Here is a 16524-nt window from a genome sequence, read left to right on the forward strand (position 1 = left end):
TCCTTGTTGGTACGATCGTGTTCACAACAAAGTAGCACAACTGTGTACATTCAGGGAGTGCCGAAACTGATCGATCACGACCAGCGGCGACGCGACGTCGCCGACGCCGCCTGGCGCATCATCGGTCGAGACGGCCTGCTCGATCTGTCGGTGCGCAACGTGGCCGAGGAGGCCGGGCTGGCGACGGCCTCCCTCCGTCGCTCCTTTCCCACTCAGGACGACCTGCGAGCGTTCTGCCTCGAACACGCAGCCGAACGCGTCGTCGAACGCCTGGAGCGCATCGACCCGCAGCTGTCACCCCGCGAGTACTGCGAGGCGAGCCTGCGAGAGTTGTTGCCGCTCACCGACGAGAGTCGCCTCGAGATGGAGGTGCAGATGTCGCTGGGCGCTCTCGCCTTCACGAACGCCGCGATGCGCGTCGCCTACGACCGGGCGCACCAGTACCTGGCCGCGGGGTGCAGGCGACTGGTGAACCTACTCGCCGAGAACGACACCGACTACGCGTCACTGTCCGACCGGGTACCCGACGAGGCGCGTCGACTTCATGCATTCCTGGACGGACTCGCGCTGCACCTGGTCCACGCGCCACACGACGAGAACCGCGCGTGGGCCGAGGCGGAGCTGGCGGCACATCTCGACTCGCTGCGAGGGCCGTAGGGTCTACAGCCATGCCCGACACCTGCCCGTGCGGCACTCCCCTACCGATGTCCGAGTGCTGTGGACCCTTGCTCGAGGGACGGATCGGTGCGCCGACCGCCGAGCGGCTCATGCGCTCGCGGTACACCGCCTTCACGGTGCTCGACGCCGAGTATCTGCTGCGCACATGGCATCCCGATACTCGACCGTCGGCGCTCGACCTCGACGACCGCCGCCGGTGGACCGGGCTCGAGATCCTGGGCACCACCGGAGGCGGCATGCTGCACACCACGGGCACGGTCGAGTTCGTGGCTCACTTCCGTGACGCGGGTGCCCGGCGACCGGGTTCGCAGCGGGAGAACAGCACGTTCTCCCGCGTCGATGGAGCCTGGGTCTACGTCGACGCGGTCTGACGCCGCGACTCGATGCCGTCGACGAACTCGGACGTGATGCGCGCGATGTCCCACGGATGCGACAGCGGCGACCAGTGTCCTGCATCGAGATCGGTTCGCGACAGGTCGGCCACCCAGCGCGGCGTGTCCTCGTAGTGGAACGGACGCACCGCCGCGTCACGGGTGTTGACGATCAGATGCACGGGCACGGTGACGTAGCGACGCCGCGGAGAGGTGAAGCGCGGCAGAAGATTTGCTCGATAGATGCGCAGGCCGTTCCACGCGTCGTCGAGAAGTGTCGGTGACTCCTCCACCATCGCGGCGGGGACGTCGGAGAACTCGCCGATGAACTGGGTCCAGCCCTTGCGCTTCATGCGGTACATCCGCACCCGAGCCAACGGCGGGACGTGGAAGGTGACCGTGTACCAGGACGCTCGCGTCTGGGCGAACACCTGTGCCAGGTTGCGCGGTGTGGGCCTACGGAGCCGCGAGCGGGCCCACAGTGCGAGGTGGTCGAGGTTGGGTCCCGACACGGACGTGTAGGACGAGATGCGGCGCGGCGCATCGGCTTCGGCGACGAGCTCCCAGGCCTCCACCGCGCCCCAGTCGTGACCGAGCACGTGGACCGGGGCGTCGGGACTGACCGCGTCGATCACCGCTCGCAGATCGGAGGCCATCGCGTCGAGTCGGTACCCGCGGGTCCGTGCGGGGACCGTGGAGTCACCGGCGCCGCGTGAGTCGTAGGTGACGACGCGGTAGCGGTCGGCGAGAAGTCCGACGACGTGGTTCCAGAGGGTGTGATTGTCCGGCCACCCGTGCACCAGCACGAGAGTGGGGCCGTCGGACACGCCGGCGGTGTACACGGCGAGCTCGACGTCACCGTTCCGCACGGTGGAACGCTCGGACTCGAACGGGCGGGTGACGGTCATGGACGCTCCGGAATCGGTGGACGTGGGGTGTGCGGGGGACATCAGACGTCGAGCGTGAGGTGGTCGGAGTCTGCCCGAGACACGCACGGCAGCATGTGTTCCTGCTGCTCGGTGGGACTCAGTCGAGTCTCGCGGTGCTCGGGCGTCCCCGCGAGAACACGCACCTTGCAGGTGCCGCAGAAGCCTTGGCGACACGAGTACGCGACTGTCGGGTCCTCGTCCACGATGACGGACAGTGCAGACCTGTCGGCGGGAACTGTCAGCGTGCGACCGCTTCTCGCGAGAGTGACCGTGAACGGCCGACCGCCCACCACGGGTGGGGCCCCGAAACGTTCGAAGTGCAGAGCAGACGCGCCGCAGCCCGCGAACGACGTGCGCACGGTGTTCAGCATCGGCGTCGGTCCACAGCAGTACACCGCGCCGCCACGGGCGGCCGGACCCAGAAGGTCCGTGACAGTGGGCAGTCCGTCCTCGACGTCGGTGCGGACGGCGACACGCGGCGAATTCCAGCTCTCGATCTCGTCGAGAAAGGGCATGCTCTCGCGGGAGCGTCCGCAGTAGACGAAGGTCCAGTCCAGGCCGAGATCGCGAGCGGCGCGGACCATCGGCAGGATCGGGGTGATGCCGATGCCGCCGGCGACGAAGTGCACCGAGCGTTCCTGCGCGAACAGGAAGGCGTTGCGGGGACCGCGCACCGTCACCGTGTCGCCGGGGCGCAGGGCGTGCATCCGCTCCGAGACGGTGCCGATGCGTCGGACGGCGATGCGGTACCGCGTCGTGTCGTCGGGGTCGCCGCACAGCGAGTACTGCCGCCGGAGCGGTCCCGACGTCGCGTCACCCTCCAGGTGCACGTCGATGTGGCAGCCCGGCTGCCAGGCCGGCAGGGACGATCCGCCCGCGTCGACGAGATCGATCTGCGCGACATCGCCGTCGCTGGTCACCGGCGTGACACTCGCGACCGTCAGTGTGGCCGCGGTGTCCGGGGGACGCAGGGCCACCCGAGGGTCGTAGGGGACACGCGACATCGCACCGAGGTAATTGCCGACGACCAGGCCGATCAGGCCGAGGGCCCGGTCGCCCCGAGGTCGTCCGCGGAGGTCGCGTGGTGCGTCGATCATCGCGACGCTGCCCGCGCCGCGGGCGAGGAGGCCAGATAGGCGACGGCCTGCGCCGTCGAGCCCTCCTGGCTGGGGTGGTAGCTGCGACGGAAGTAGCGCGAGAGCCGCAGGCCGAGATCGACAGGCCCCGGCACGGTGCCCTTCTTCGCCGCGCGGCGCCAGGCGAGTGGCGTGGGACGGCGCCGGGACGCCGGTCCGTCGGCGAGAAGCGGATCGTTCTGCATGAGGAAGCGGGTTCCGCGGATCCACAGGTAGACCAGCAGCGGTGCCGCGAGTGCCTGGGTGCGAAGGCGTCGGACCTCGCGGCGATCGAAGTAGCGCATCGTCTCGTAGGCGACAGAGCGGTGCTCGACCTCCTCGGACCCGTGCCATCGCAGCAGGTCGAGCATAGTCGGGTGGATGTTGGCGCGGTCGAGCCCCTCGGCGTTCAGCACCCAGTCGCCGAGAAACGCGGTGATGTGCTCGATGGCCGCGATGATCGCCAGGCGCTCGACGAGGTAGTTCTTCTCGCGGCTGCTGGTGATGGGTCGAGGGCCGATGACCTTGCCGAAGACCCAGTTCATCTGGTCGGTGAACGGCGTCGGATCGAGTCCGCTGCGCTGCAGGTGCTCGAGGACACCGGAGTGCGCCGACGAGTGCATGGCCTCCTGGCCGATGAACCCGATGACGTCCTCGCGGAGCTTCTCGTCCTCGATGAACGGGAGCGCCTGGCGGAACGTCTCGACGAACCATTCCTCCCCGGCGGGGAGGAGCAGGTGCAGCACGTTGAGCGCGTGTGTGGAGAACGGCTCACCCGGGATCCAGTGCATCGGCAGGTCGTCCCAGTCGAAGTGCACGTCGCGCGCCTGCAGCACGAGATTGTCGGCATCGGCGGTCATGTCGGGTCCTTCCGGTGTGGCTTCGTTCACACAAATCTTAGTATGACAACTGGTAACAGTAAAGCACCTCGGGTAAGCGAGAACACATGTGACGTGACGCGAACGACCTTGCCGAGGTCACACGCTGCGCGGACGCTGGACAGAAGGTCGGACAGCAGGACACCCGCCGCCGTCACGGCGCACGGGGTCCGTGACGCAGGCAGGACACGAGACGATGGCGGACAATTCCAAGAGGGCGGAGCGCGGGACCGACGACACTCGGCGGCCCGTGGCGCGCACACCGCGCAACCCGCTCGTTCGAGGCGTCGACCGCGCGGAGGCTCGACTGCACCGTCTTCTCGTGACGCTGTTCCTGCTCGCCGTCCCGTTCGTCGCCGTGATGGGCGTCAGCCTCTACCACGATCAGCAGACCATGGCGGCCGACGCCGTGACGTCGTCCTCGTCGGTGCTCGCCACGACCACCGCGGACGCCGTGGCGCCGGTGGCGTCGGACGAATTCGCGGCGGTCACTCCCACCGTGTTGGCTCCCGCGACCTGGTCCTCCGACGGCGTGAAGCACGTCGGGCCGGTTCCTGTTGCGGCGCAGAGTCCGTCGGGTACCGAGGTGACCATCACCGTCGACGCGGACGGTCGTCGCATCGCACCCCCGCCCACCGGGGTCGACGTCGTGGTGGTCAGCATCTTCGGCGCTGCAGCACTTCTCGCGCTCGTGGCGATCGTGCTCGTGATCGTGCGCAGCGTCTTCGCCCGCGTCTACGACCGTCGTCGGGACCGGGAGTGGGACGACGCGATCGCGCGATTCCTGTCCTGACGGACGTGTGCAGACGGCTGTCGCTACCTCGTCAGAGCGTCGTGAATCGCGACGCCGAGTTCTGCTCTCGGTGAGTCCGGGAACGTGTGATGGGTGGCGCCGTCGAGGATTCGGGTACTGATCGACGGCCAGTTCTTCTGGATGCGATCTCGCACCGCAGCACTGTCGTGAATCCGGCTGGACCCGGCGAGAACGACCGTCGTGGTCGCCTGGAGCGAGTGCAGCGCCGAAGAACTCGGCCGCCTCGGAACGATGGGCCGACGACGAGGGTGATGGGCTGTTCCGAGTTCGGACAGTCGGGACAGGTCGGCGTCGAGAACTGCGTCGCCCGTCTCCCACGCCGTGAATCGTCTCTGTCGCTCTTCCGACGGTCGCAGCAGGAGCGGTAACGCATGAGCCAGGTAGGCGGCGCGCATGCCGGCGAAGCACGAATTCGGATCGAGCAGGACGAGGCGGTCGACGTCGGCCGGCCGACGGAGAGCGAACGCCAGAGCGATCATCGCGCCGTACGAGTGAGCGAGAATCGACGGTCGCCGCAGTGCCGACCCGGCGAACACATCGTCCAACCACAGCATGAGGTCGTCGACGTTCCTCGCGGGTTCACCCGCCGGAACCGATCGCCCCACGTCACCGAGAATGTCCACCGCGACCACTCGGTGGCGACGACTCAGTTCGGTCGCCTGGCCAGTCCAGGCCATCGAGGTAGCCCCGGATCCGGGGAGCAGTACGACAGGGCGACCGTCGGTGGGACCGGCCGAGGTGACATGGGTGTCGCCGAATCGTGTCGGCACCATCGTCGTGGTCGTTTCCGCCGGCCACGTCCCGAGTACGCGGTCGTAGGCCGCAGCGAACTCCCGCCCCTCGGGCGATCGATGGAACGTCTGCATCGCGTCTGTCATGCGGCACCCCGTTGTCTCGATGGTCGAGTAATACGATAGGTGACATACTGATGCCGTGGACGAAGTCGATGCAACCCCTTCGGTGGACACGGACGTCATGGACCTGGTGCACGGCCTGCGTGCGCTCGTCGTCGAGCTCGATCTGCTGGGTGCGGGATTCGCCGAGAAGCACCGCATGCACAGCACCGACGTGCGGGCATTGATCGTTCTTCTCGATGCTGCTCGTGCCGGTCGAACGGCTACTCCGTCCTGGCTGCGGACGCAGCTGGGAATCACCTCGGCGACCGCGACGGCACTCGTCGACAGGCTCGAACTCGCCGGCCACGTCGAACGGCAGTCGGTCGTCGGTGACCGCCGCAAGGTGGCCCTGAGGGTCACCGACAAGGCAGAGCGACTGGGCACAGAATTCTTCGGCCCGCTGATCCTCAGGGCGGCCACGCAACTCTCCGAGTTGTCGGACGACGACCGAGCAACCATCCGTCGGTATCAGTCCGCGATGCTGGCCGCCATCAGATCGACTGCGCCGGGCTCGTGAGAGCCGTGTTATCGCCGACTACTGGTTCTGCATCCGATTAGCTGCAGCGACAAGGGCTTTGGCGGTCGACTCTGTCGGATCCGAGCCCGTCCCCATGGCCCACGCGGTGCGGTGATCCTGCTGTCCGCGGATGTAGGTGACGTATCCCGTCTCGGTGATCTGCTGGTGGAACGACAAGATCTCGAGGTTGACGCCGGCGTCGTAGAGCATCGACGTCATGGCCTCGGCGGGCCCGTGGCAGACGATCGACGAACTGCGGATGGTGTCGCCGATGGCGAGGGTGGCCGTGAACTCGAACCTGCCCGCACCCTTCGGCGCGCACTCTGCGGAACCGAGCCGGATGGGGCCCGAGGTGGGCGAGTAGGTGTGGACGAACTCCGCGAAGGACATGCCGTCAGCCTCCGCGCGCAACCCGTGCGGCAGAGCCGACGAGGCGTGAATGGCAGCGGAACTGTGTGAGAAGTGTTCGGTGAGGGAATGTGCGCTGGTGCTCATGTCGCTGGGGTCTTTCCGGTGAGAGGAAGGACCGACGGGCGCTCGTTCGACCCGCAGCGGGGGGTCGGTCCGAGATCAGACCCCGCTGCGGTGAACTACGAGAATGCGCGACATGGCCCCAGAGTAGCTGCGTCGCGGCGTCACAGGCAATGGTCCGGTTCTCGATTGCTCTCTGTTCGGTTCTAGGACACGCGCTAGAGAAGGGCAGAGAACGCTACCGACGTTGCTACCGTCACGCCATGGACCCCGTTCGCAATCCGTACGCACCCGGCGCCGGCCAGCGGCCACCCGAGCTCGCCGGCAGGTCCAAGCAACTCGACGCGTTCGACGTGGTGCTCGAGCGCATCGCGCGCGGTCGGCCCGAACGCAGTGTCGTGCTCACCGGGTTGCGCGGCGTCGGCAAGACGGTGCTGCTGAACCACCTGCGATCAGCGGCGATCTCGCGGAAGTGGGGAACCGGGAAGATCGAGGCCCGCCCCGACCAGGACCTGCGGCGACCGCTGTCGTCGGCGCTGCACATGGCAGTTCGGGAGATCGCGGTGGCGCATCGCGATCCCGAACGCGTGGACCAGTTCCTCGGTGTGCTGAAGTCCTTCGCTCTTCGTGCGTCCGCAGACAAGGGCATGCGGGACAAGTGGCAGCCCGGCATCGACGCGCCCGCTCTCAAGGGGCGCGCGGACACCGGTGACATCGAGATCGACCTGGTCGAACTGCTGCTCGACGCCGCGTCGCTGGCTCGGGACGTCGGCGTCGGTATCGCCATCTTCATCGACGAGATGCAGGATCTCGCGGCGGAGGACATCTCCGCGATCTGCGGCGCGTGCCACGAACTGAGCCAGGACGCGGCGCCGCTGATCGTCGTCGGCGCCGGTCTTCCCCACCTGCCTGCGGTGCTGTCCGCGTCGAAGAGCTACTCCGAGCGCCTGTTCAGCTACCACCGCATCGACCGCCTGGACCGCGCTTCGGCGGACCGCGCCCTCATCGCACCGGCCGAGCGGGAGGACGTCGAGTACACGAGCGAGGCACTCGACGCGCTGTACGAGGCCGCGGACGGGTACCCCTACTTCGTTCAGGCGTACGGCAAGGCGACGTGGGATCTGGCCGCGGACAGCCCGATCACGGTCCACGACGTGCGGGTCGCAGCACCGACGGCCGAGGACGAGCTGGCCGTCGGGTTCTTCGGATCCCGTTACGAGAGAGCAACTCCCGCCGAACGCGAGTACATGCGAGCGATGGCCGACCTGTCCGGCGACGACGGTCCCGTCTCCACGTCGAAGATCGCCGTGGAACTCGGCCGGAAACCGGCGTCGCTGTCCCCCGCACGCGACGGGTTGATCAAGAAGGGACTGATCTACTCCGCCGAGCGTGGGTCGATCGGCTTCACCGTCCCCCACTTCGGGCGGTACCTGAGGGCGCAGGCCGACTAGCGCCGAGCTGCACGCTTTCGGCGTGTCGACACCCCTTGCAGCAGGCCGCTCGGGGTGTGGGTGGCTGGAAGGTGTGCGCCGGCTACTCGGCTGCGGGAACCCGCAGGATGAGGGCGTCGCCCTGTCCGCCGCCGCCGCACAGTGCTGCGGCGCCGACTCCGCCGCCGCGTCGCTGCAGCTCCAGTGCGAGGTGCAGGGCGATGCGGGCGCCGGACGCGCCGAGGGGGTGACCGATGGCGATGGCGCCGCCGTTGACGTTGACCTTCTCGGGGTCGATGCCCAGTTCGCGGGTGGAGACGATGCCGACGGCGGCGAACGCCTCGTTGATCTCGACGAGGTCGAGGTCGGTCGGGGCGATGCCCTCCTTGGCGCAGGCGGTGGTGATGGCGTTGGCGGGCTGGGACTGCAGCGAGGAGTCGGGTCCGGCGACGACGCCGTGGGCGCCGATCTCGGCGAGCCAGGTCAGTCCGAGTTCCTCGGCCTTGGCGCGGCTCATGACGACGACGGCGGCGGCGCCGTCGGAGATCTGCGAGGCGGAGCCGGCGGTGATGGTGCCGTTCTTGTCGAACGACGGGCGGAGCTTGGCGAGGCTCTCGCTGGTGGTGTCGGCGCGGATGCCCTCGTCGCTGGTGACGACGACGGGATCACCCTTGCGCTGCGGGATGCTGACGGGAACGACCTCGTCGTCGAAGACGCCGTTCTTCCAGGCTGCGGCGGCGCGCTGGTGCGACGCGGCGGCGAAGGCGTCCTGCTCCTCGCGGGTGACGAAACGGGTGTCGGCGTTGCGGTCCTCGGTGAGGGCGCCCATGGCCTGGTCGGTGAAGATGTCGTACAGGCCGTCGTAGGCCATGTGGTCCTTCATGGTGACGTCGCCGTACTTGAATCCGCTGCGGCTCTTCTCGAGCATGTGCGGGGCGAGGGACATCGATTCCTGGCCGCCGGCGACGACGATGTCGAACTCTCCGGCGCGGATCATCTGGTCGGCGAGGGCGATGGCGTCGACACCGGACAGACACACCTTGTTGATGGTCAGGGCAGGAACGCTGAGGGGGATGCCGCCGGCGTGGGCGGCCTGGCGTGCGGGAATCTGGCCTGCGCCGGCCGTGAGGACCTGGCCCATGATGACGTACTGGACCTGGTCACCGCTGATCCCGGCCTTCTCCAGGGCGCCGGCGATGGCGACGCCGCCGAGGTCCGAGCCGGAGAGGGTCGACAGCGATCCGAGCAGACGGCCGATGGGAGTGCGGGCACCGGCCACGATGACGGACGTGGTGCCGGAAGGTGCGGTCATGCTGTTTCCTCACTGGTGGGGGCAGATGTGATGGTGGATGCGGCGGGGTCGATCCCCAGAGCGGTCAGAGCCATGGTGGACAAACGGTGTCGGAGCAGCGACGCGGGCACGCGGCCCATCGACTGCGGAGTGGAGTTGAGCAGACCGAACGCCGCGTGAGCCTGGACGCGAGCGTCGTCCTCGGAGCAGTCCGAGTCGAGTTCCCGCAGGGTTCGGACCCAGATCTCGACGTAGCGGCGCTGCAGCGAGCGCACCGAACGCTGGGCGTCGGTCGGCAGGTTCGCGAGATCGCGGAACTGGATCTCGATGAGGCGCGGCGAGGTCATGGCGAAGTCGAGGTGGAACGCGACCAGTTCGTGCAGCGTCGGCAGCGGTGCCGACCGTCGCGCCAGGACCTCTTCCCCACCGGCGTGAAGGTACTCGGAGATTCCCACCAGCAGTTCGACGAGGACGGCTTCCTTGTTCGGAAAGTGGCGATATACGGCGGGACCGCTGATCCCCACCGCGGCGCCGAGGTCCTCGAGTCGTAGACCGTGGTACCCGCGCTCCGCGACGAGGACGGCGGCGGCGTCGACCAGTGCGCTGCGGCGCTCGGCCTTCATCCGTGAACGTTCGGTGGACGCGGAGCCCGCCGCGATACGGTTCACCACCCGGGCCTCCCACCTGTCGTCGGTCGCGAGCAGCCAGTTTACCGTATTCGGTTAGTGACCATTCACTTGGTGACCGCGCTCTCTTCGCGGGATTTCCGCGATGCGCGCCCGTCGGCGGCGGTACATTCATTCCGTCCATGTCGGTCGGGGTCACGAGAGAGGCAGCATGGTCTCGATGTCCTCGCCGACCCGTTTTCTCGTGGTCGGTGCGCTCGCGATCGCCGTGTACGCGACGCTTCCGCCCGGCGTGGTGTCCAGCGTGCTGTACTGCGTCATCGCCGTGGGTGCGGTGGCGTCCATTCCTGTCGGCATCCGCGCACACCGCAAGGTGAGCACCCATTCGTGGTGGATCGTCGCGTCGGCGCTGTCGTTCTGGGTCGTCGGCGACATCGCGATCGCGGTGATGGAGAACTCGGGCGGCGGCGTACCTCTCCCGTCGGTGGCGGACGCCGCCTACGTCCTGGGGTACCTCCTCATCGTCGTGGCCCTGCTGTCGGTCCGCAGTTCGGGGACCCCGATGCTGAGTCCGGCGGACGGACTCGAAGCCGCGATCATGACCGCGGGGGTGGGTCTCGCGTCCTGGGTCGTGGTGTCCGGTCCCCGAGGCGAGCGCGTGCCCGACGCCGGAACGTGGCTCGGCATCTTCTACACCGAGATCGACGTCTTCCTGCTGGTACTGCTCGTCTTCGTCGTGTTGAAGCGACGCGCGGGCTCCACCACCCACTGGCTGCTGGGTGCGGCCACGGCACTGATGGTGGTCGCCGACTACACCTCGTACGTGGTGGTCGCGGACGGTCCCGCCGCGAACACGGTCCTCAACGTCTGCTGGCTCGCGTCCTACGTGCTCTTCGGTGCGGCGGCGTTGCGACAGGACGAGCGTCCGCGTGTCAGCACCATCAGTCGTGCGCAGACGGGGATGGCTCGACTGATCCTGCTGACCTCGGCCGTGGCGATGACGCCGGTCGTCATGAGCATCGAACTGATGCGCGGCACTCCGGTCACTCGCTGGGGGCCCGCGGTGGTGATCGCCGCCTCGATCATCGTCGTCCTCGGCGCCGTGCGGATGACCTCGTTCCTCACACTGCTGCAACGACAGTCGCGGGCACTGCGCCTTGCGGCCGACACCGATTCCGTCACGGGACTGGCGAACCGCGGCCGGCTCGGGCGTCGGCTGCACGAGATCCTCGGTCCGGAGGGCCGCGACGGAGTGGCCCTGGTGCTGGTGGATCTCAACCGGTTCTCCGACATCAACCAGACCTTCGGCTACGCGGTGGGAGATCAGGTGCTCACCGAGATCGGTCGCCGACTCGTCGACACGGTGGACTCGTCGGCGACGGTGGGACGTCTCGGGGGTGACGAGTTCGCCCTCGTCCTGCCGGGCCCCGTCGACAGGCACGACGCCGTGGCGGTCGCGATCGCTGCGCAACGCGCGGTCGGGGCCCCGCTCGAGGTGCGGGACATGAAGCTGACGCTGGAAAGCAGTGTGGCCGTGGCACTGTCGACCGACACGCCGCACCCACGATCCGAGGAGCTGGTGCAGCGGGCGTACGCCGCCGTGGTGGCCGCGAAGTCCCGGCAACCGCGACTGGCCGTCTACGACCACACGATGGACATCGACAGGATCGATCAGCTCCGCAGGATGGGCGAGTTGGAGGACGCCATCACGGGAGGTGAGCTCGAGGTGTTCTTCCAGCCCCGCCTCGACCTGCGCACCGGAGCCGTGTCGGGAATGGAAGCCCTTCTGCGGTGGCGACATCCGCGCGAGGGGCTGCTGCTGCCGGCCGCGTTCCTGCCGAGCGCGGAGCAGACCGGCATGCTCCCGGCCGTCACGTCGTTCGTCATCGACACGGCGATGGCCGCGTGCCGACGCTGGCGGCTGGCGGGACTGGACATCGACGTGGCCGTCAATCTCTCCGTCCGGGATCTCGTGGACTCCTCCCTGGCGTCCCGAGTGCGAACAGCTCTGGACGACCACGGCCTTCCCGGGCACGCCGTCGTCTTCGAGGTCACCGAGTCGTCCGCGATGACCGATCCCGAACGATCCATCGACACGCTCGAAGCGCTTCGCGCGCAGGGAGTCTCGCTCTCCATCGACGACTTCGGCACGGGGTACAGCTCCTTGACGTACCTGGCGTCGCTTCCGGTGCAGCAGCTGAAGATGGACCGGTCCTTCGTCACCTCGCTCGCGTCGGACTCCGCCAACCTCGCGATCGTCCGATCCACCATCGCTCTCGCGCACAGCATGGGTCTGCACATCGTGGCCGAGGGCGTCGAGGACGAACACACCCTCGACGTGCTGCGCGGACTCGGATGCGACGCGGTGCAGGGCTTCCACATCGCGCGGCCGGTTCCCGCGGGCGACGTCGTGCGCACGGTGAAGGCCGTGAACTCTGCAGTGGGCGCCGCTCGTACTGCTGTGTGACCCAGCGCACCGGCGACGGCGGGTTCTTTGTAACCTGAGGCCCGAGTCGACTCGCACCACCCCTCGACCGTCGACCGGCGAAAGGACAGTCCGTGCGCGCAGTGCAGGTGACCACCCTCGAAGGCCCCGAAGCCCTCACCCTCACCGATCTCGACGAGCCCACCGGCGACGGCGTGGTGATCGACGTGCGTGCGGCCGGCGTGGCCTTCCCCGACGCACTGCTCAGTCGTGGGCTCTACCAGTACAAGCCGGACCTGCCGTTCGTGCCCGGAAGCGAGGTCGCCGGTGTCGTGCGGTCCGCGCCCGAGGGCTCGGGATTCGCGCCCGGTGACCGAGTGGCGGCGCTGACCGGATTCGGCGGCGGTATGGCCGAGGTGGCGGTGGCGACCCCCGACCTCGTCTTCGCGCTGCCCGACGCCGTCTCGTTCGAGGCCGGTGCGGGACTGCTGTTCAACGATCTGACGGTGCACTTCGCCCTCCGCGAGCGTGGACGTCTGGCCGAGGGCGAGACCGTCCTGGTCCACGGCGCCGGTGGCGGCATCGGGACATCGACGCTGCGACTCGCCCCGGTACTGGGAGCGTCACGCACCATCGCGGTGGTGAGCAGCGAGGCCAAGGCCGAGGTCGCTCGCGCCGCGGGCGCCACCGATGTGGTGATGCTGCAGGGCCCGAACGGCGAGGGCTGGAAGGACACGGTCAAGGAACTCACCGGTGGCCGCGGAGTCGACATCGTCATCGACCCCGTCGGCGGGGATCGCTTCACCGACAGCATCCGATCGCTGGCGCCTGCGGGTCGACTCGTGGTCATCGGCTTCACCGGTGGCGACATCCCGACGGTCAAGGTCAACCGACTGCTGCTGAGCAACGTCGAGGTCGTCGGCGCCGGATGGGGTGCGTGGTGGATGAGCCGGCCCGGTTACACGACGACGCAGTGGGCCGAGCTCGAGCCGCTGTTCGCCTCGGGCGCGCTGGTGGCGCCGGAGCCGGTGGTGTACCCGCTCGACAAGGCCGGCGAGGCCATCGCATCTCTCGAGAACCGGACCGCCACAGGCAAAGTCGTGGTGACGCTGCAGTGAGTGATGCCTATCGGGACGGTCTCGCGGTCCGCCGCGAGGTGATGGGCGATACCTTCGTCGCGGCCGCCCTCGAGAACAGCACGGGCACCGACTCGGAAGCGTTGCAACGCCACGTCACCGAGCACGTGTGGGACGCCGTGTGGAACAGGCCGGGCCTCGACCGACGGAGTCGGAGCCTGCTGAACATCGGCATGCTGATCGCCCTCCGGGCCGAGCAGGAGCTCGGCGGGCACATCCGGGGCGCACTCACCAACGGTCTGACCCGCGAGGAGATCGTGGAGTCCGTGGTCCACGCCAGTGGCTACTGCGGCGCGCCGGCGGCGCTCGCAGCGATGCGGGTGGTGCAGCGAGTACTCGACGAGGAGCTGGGTCCGCTCGAGTAAGGTCGGGACATGCGTATCGGTGCACACGTCCGCAACTCGGAGAACCCGCTCGGCGAGGCCGAGGATCTCGACGTCGACCTGGTGCAACTGTTCCTCACGGACCCGCAGAAGTGGAACAAGCCCGTTGTCGGTTCGGGGTTGGAGGCGGTCCGGGACAGTGCGGTCGACATCGTCGTCCACTCGTCCTACGTCATCAACGTCGCGAGCCTGAACAACCGCATCCGCATCCCGTCCCGCAAGGCCGTCGCGCAGCAGGCCGACGTGGCCGCAGAGATCGGTGCTCTCGGGTTGGTGGTCCACGGTGGACACGTTCGCGACGGGGAGGATCCCGCCGAGGGAGTGGCCAACTGGCGCAAGCTGTTCGAACGGCAGTCGGAATCCGGTGGATTCGCGGTTCCGATCTGGATCGAGAACACCGCCGGCGGCGACTTCGCGATGGCGCGGCGCTTCGACGCCATCGCTCGCCTCTGGGACGCCGTCGGGGAGTTCGGAGCAGGGTTCTGCCTCGACACGTGCCACGCCTGGGCCGGCGGCGAGGACCTCGTGGACGCCGTGGAGCGCGTCAAGGCGATCACCGGACGCATCGACCTGGTGCACCTGAACAACTCTCGCGACGAGTTCGATTCGGCTCGCGACCGTCACGCCAATCTCGAGAGCGGCGAGATCGAGGCCGAGGTGCTGGCCGCCGTCGCCGCCGCGGCGGACGCTCCGGTGATGCTGGAGACGCCCGCCGACGGCATGAAGGACGACGTCGCGTACCTCCGCTCGCTCTGAGTCAGACCGCGTCGGCGGGTACCGGCTTCTCGGACCGGACGCTCGCGAGAGCGAGCAGCGCGATGGTCGCGCCACCGGTCATCGCGATGGCCATGGCCGGGCCGTCGTTGCCGAGGACGCCCACCAGGGGCGCGATGAGCGCACCGATGCCGAACTGCGCGGCACCCAGCAGAGCGGCGGCGGTGCCGGCGGCCTCACCGTGGCGTGACAGGGCGAGCGCCGGGGAGTTGGGCATGACGAATCCTGCCGACGCCAGCACGAACAGCACGGGCACCATGAATCCGACGATGCCGCCGAATCCGGTGGTCGTGGTGATGATGAGGGCGGCGCCGGACGCGGCCATCGCGACCAGTGCCACGGTGACGATCCGCTGCGGGGTGAAGCGCTGCAGCGCCAGGACGTTGAGTTGCGACGCGCTGATCAGTGCGACGGCGCCGATGCCGAACACCAGGGCGAACTGCTGCTCGCCGAGTCCGTACCCGTCCTGCAGCACGAACGAGCTGCCGGAGATGTAGGCGAACAGCGCGGACATACCGAGGCCGGCCACGAGAACGAGAACCACGAACCGTCGGTCGCCGAGCAACGATCCGTAGGTGCGCAGGACGGGCAGGAACTCGTTGGGTCGACGACGCTCCTCCGGGAGCGTCTCCTTCAGCAGGAACATCGCCACGAGCATGAGGGCGGCACCCACGACCGCGAGCCCGGCGAACACGCCGCGCCACGACCCGTGGATGAGGACGAGGCTGCCGAGGCTGGGTGCCACGATCGGCGCGACGCCCATGACCAGGACCAGACGCGACATCACGGTGGCGGCGGCCCTGCCGTCGAACAGGTCGCGGACGATGGCGATCGCGATGACCATGGCGGCGGCGGCACCGAAGCCCTGCAGGGCTCGGGTCACACCCAGGACGCCGACGGTCGGAGCGATCATGCACAGGAGCGACGCGACGATGTGGATCATCGTTCCGGCGATGAGGGGCCGTCGACGTCCCAGGGAGTCCGAGAGCGGCCCGATCACCAGCTGTCCCACGGCCAGTCCGATGAGGGTGCCGGTGAGGGTGAACTGCACCGCGGCATCCGTGGACCCGAGGTCCTCGGTGATCGCGGGCAGTGCCGGGAGGTAGACGTCGATCGTGAGCGGCCCCAGCGCGACGAGGGCGCCGAGAACCAGGATGGTGCGAAGCCTGGAGGGTGCGGCCGGCTGGTCGGAGGTACCGACTGCCGTGCCGGGAGTCGCCGAGGTGGTGCGGGAGTCTGTCGTCACCCGGGGTGCAGCACCGTGCGGCCGCGATGTGTTCCCGATCCGTGTGACGGTCAGGTGAACTGTCGGCGATGCGTGAGGTGCGGGACTGTCGGAAGCGGGGACTCCCCGCGGTCCAGCGCAGCCACCAGAAGGTCGGCCCACCGCATCAGGCCCGCGATGTCGATGTCGTGGGGTGCGTCGGCGTACGTCCCGATGCGATCACGTCCCTGCGTCAACAGCGAGGTGGCTCCCACGCGATTCCCCCGCAGCAGGTGGGTGAGACCGACGGCGAGCTGGGCCAGACCCTGCCAGAGTGCACGTTCCCCTGGCGTACTGATCTTCCACGTGCCTTCGAGGATCTCGTGCGCGTGGAAGGGCATGCCGTCGTCGAGGAGTTGCTGGGCACGGACCAGGGACTCGACCGGCGGGAGCTGGACGTCGTCCGGAATGCGCTCGACGCCCTCGGCTCCGCGGGGCAGGGGACGTCCGAGCCCGTCGCGGGGCCGGCCGTTCTGCGGCCGGCCCTCGGGGTTGCGCTCTCGTCTCGGCGTGACCACCGAGACGA

The 16524-nt window shown here is 68.5% G+C and carries 18 protein-coding genes; 9 read left to right on the forward strand and 9 right to left on the reverse strand.

What is annotated here, in order from left to right; genetic code table 11:
* Positions 1-57 precede the first annotated feature (57 nt).
* Both J4E04_RS01085 and J4E04_RS01090 read left to right on the forward strand, forming a co-directional pair.
* The gene (locus J4E04_RS01085; protein WP_027506062.1) at positions 58-657 is read left to right on the forward strand and encodes a TetR/AcrR family transcriptional regulator; all 600 of its coding nucleotides are present in this window, start codon (positions 58-60) and stop codon (positions 655-657) included.
* 11 nt (positions 658-668) lie between these two features.
* Positions 669-1049 carry a YchJ family protein gene (locus J4E04_RS01090; protein WP_056441019.1) on the forward strand — a complete coding sequence of 127 codons (381 nt, stop codon included), beginning with the start codon at positions 669-671 and terminating at the stop codon, positions 1047-1049.
* On the opposite strand, the gene J4E04_RS01095 is transcribed toward J4E04_RS01090, so the two are convergent.
* From J4E04_RS01095 to J4E04_RS01105, 3 genes are read right to left on the reverse strand one after another with little or no spacing between them, the layout of a single operon-like run.
* Complete coding sequence (locus J4E04_RS01095) at positions 1031-1957, reverse strand: alpha/beta fold hydrolase (RefSeq protein WP_490149723.1); 927 nt, start codon at positions 1955-1957, stop codon at positions 1031-1033. The genes J4E04_RS01090 and J4E04_RS01095 overlap by 19 nt on opposite strands.
* Positions 1958-1998: 41 nt before the next feature.
* Complete coding sequence (locus J4E04_RS01100) at positions 1999-3075, reverse strand: PDR/VanB family oxidoreductase (RefSeq protein ID WP_490149724.1); 1077 nt, start codon at positions 3073-3075, stop codon at positions 1999-2001.
* Complete coding sequence (locus J4E04_RS01105) at positions 3072-3953, reverse strand: metal-dependent hydrolase (protein WP_027506066.1); 882 nt, start codon at positions 3951-3953, stop codon at positions 3072-3074. Before J4E04_RS01105 ends, J4E04_RS01100 begins: the two co-directional genes overlap by 4 nt.
* Positions 3954-4167: 214 nt before the next feature.
* Here J4E04_RS01105 and J4E04_RS01110 point away from each other — a divergent pair, with 214 nt between their 5' ends.
* The gene (locus J4E04_RS01110) at positions 4168-4764 is read left to right on the forward strand and encodes an Rv1733c family protein (protein WP_490149725.1); all 597 of its coding nucleotides are present in this window, start codon (positions 4168-4170) and stop codon (positions 4762-4764) included.
* Positions 4765-4787: 23 nt separating this feature from the next.
* Here the strand turns inward: J4E04_RS01110 and J4E04_RS01115 are convergent, their stop codons facing one another.
* Entirely contained in the window at positions 4788-5663 is an 876-nt protein-coding gene (locus J4E04_RS01115) for an alpha/beta fold hydrolase (RefSeq protein WP_027506068.1), read from the reverse strand.
* Positions 5664-5718: 55 nt separating this feature from the next.
* Here J4E04_RS01115 and J4E04_RS01120 point away from each other — a divergent pair, with 55 nt between their 5' ends.
* Entirely contained in the window at positions 5719-6198 is a 480-nt protein-coding gene (locus tag J4E04_RS01120; RefSeq protein ID WP_235578860.1) for a MarR family winged helix-turn-helix transcriptional regulator, read from the forward strand.
* Between the two features lie 18 nt (positions 6199-6216).
* Here J4E04_RS01120 and J4E04_RS01125 read toward each other — a convergent pair whose 3' ends face one another.
* A complete protein-coding gene (locus J4E04_RS01125; protein WP_027506070.1) occupies positions 6217-6693 on the reverse strand; it encodes an alpha-isopropylmalate synthase regulatory domain-containing protein in 477 nt (158 codons plus the stop codon).
* A gap of 239 nt (positions 6694-6932) precedes the next feature.
* Here J4E04_RS01125 and J4E04_RS01130 point away from each other — a divergent pair, with 239 nt between their 5' ends.
* Positions 6933-8120, forward strand: a complete 1188-nt coding sequence (locus J4E04_RS01130; protein WP_027506071.1) for a DUF8462 domain-containing protein — start codon at positions 6933-6935, stop codon at positions 8118-8120.
* Positions 8121-8202: 82 nt separating this feature from the next.
* Here J4E04_RS01130 and J4E04_RS01135 read toward each other — a convergent pair whose 3' ends face one another.
* Together J4E04_RS01135 and J4E04_RS01140 are read right to left on the reverse strand one after the other, a co-directional pair.
* A complete protein-coding gene (locus J4E04_RS01135; protein ID WP_027506072.1) occupies positions 8203-9411 on the reverse strand; it encodes an acetyl-CoA C-acetyltransferase in 1209 nt (402 codons plus the stop codon).
* Positions 9408-10013, reverse strand: coding sequence for a TetR/AcrR family transcriptional regulator (locus tag J4E04_RS01140; RefSeq protein WP_051613430.1), 606 nt, complete (start codon positions 10011-10013; stop codon positions 9408-9410). Before J4E04_RS01140 ends, J4E04_RS01135 begins: the two co-directional genes overlap by 4 nt.
* A 223-nt stretch (positions 10014-10236) precedes the next feature.
* Here J4E04_RS01140 and J4E04_RS01145 point away from each other — a divergent pair, with 223 nt between their 5' ends.
* From J4E04_RS01145 to J4E04_RS01160, 4 genes are all read left to right on the forward strand, one after another.
* Positions 10237-12483, forward strand: coding sequence for a putative bifunctional diguanylate cyclase/phosphodiesterase (locus tag J4E04_RS01145; RefSeq protein ID WP_490149726.1), 2247 nt, complete (start codon positions 10237-10239; stop codon positions 12481-12483).
* 92 nt (positions 12484-12575) lie between these two features.
* Complete coding sequence (locus J4E04_RS01150; RefSeq protein WP_027506074.1) at positions 12576-13559, forward strand: NADPH:quinone oxidoreductase family protein; 984 nt, start codon at positions 12576-12578, stop codon at positions 13557-13559.
* A 41-nt stretch (positions 13560-13600) separates the two neighbouring features.
* Positions 13601-13942, forward strand: coding sequence for a carboxymuconolactone decarboxylase family protein (locus J4E04_RS01155; protein WP_051613431.1), 342 nt, complete (start codon positions 13601-13603; stop codon positions 13940-13942).
* 9 nt (positions 13943-13951) lie between these two features.
* Entirely contained in the window at positions 13952-14716 is a 765-nt protein-coding gene (locus J4E04_RS01160) for a deoxyribonuclease IV (protein WP_222637904.1), read from the forward strand.
* A 1-nt stretch (position 14717) separates the two neighbouring features.
* Here J4E04_RS01160 and J4E04_RS01165 read toward each other — a convergent pair whose 3' ends face one another.
* Positions 14718-15980: a multidrug effflux MFS transporter gene (locus J4E04_RS01165; RefSeq protein ID WP_037185969.1), complete on the reverse strand. Its 1263-nt coding sequence runs from the start codon at positions 15978-15980 to the stop codon at positions 14718-14720.
* Positions 15981-16030: 50 nt separating this feature from the next.
* The gene (locus J4E04_RS01170; protein WP_056441033.1) at positions 16031-16516 is read right to left on the reverse strand and encodes a DUF309 domain-containing protein; all 486 of its coding nucleotides are present in this window, start codon (positions 16514-16516) and stop codon (positions 16031-16033) included.
* Between the last annotated feature and the right edge of the window lie 8 nt (positions 16517-16524).

The organism is Rhodococcus sp. NFXS4 (genome assembly GCF_058139645.1).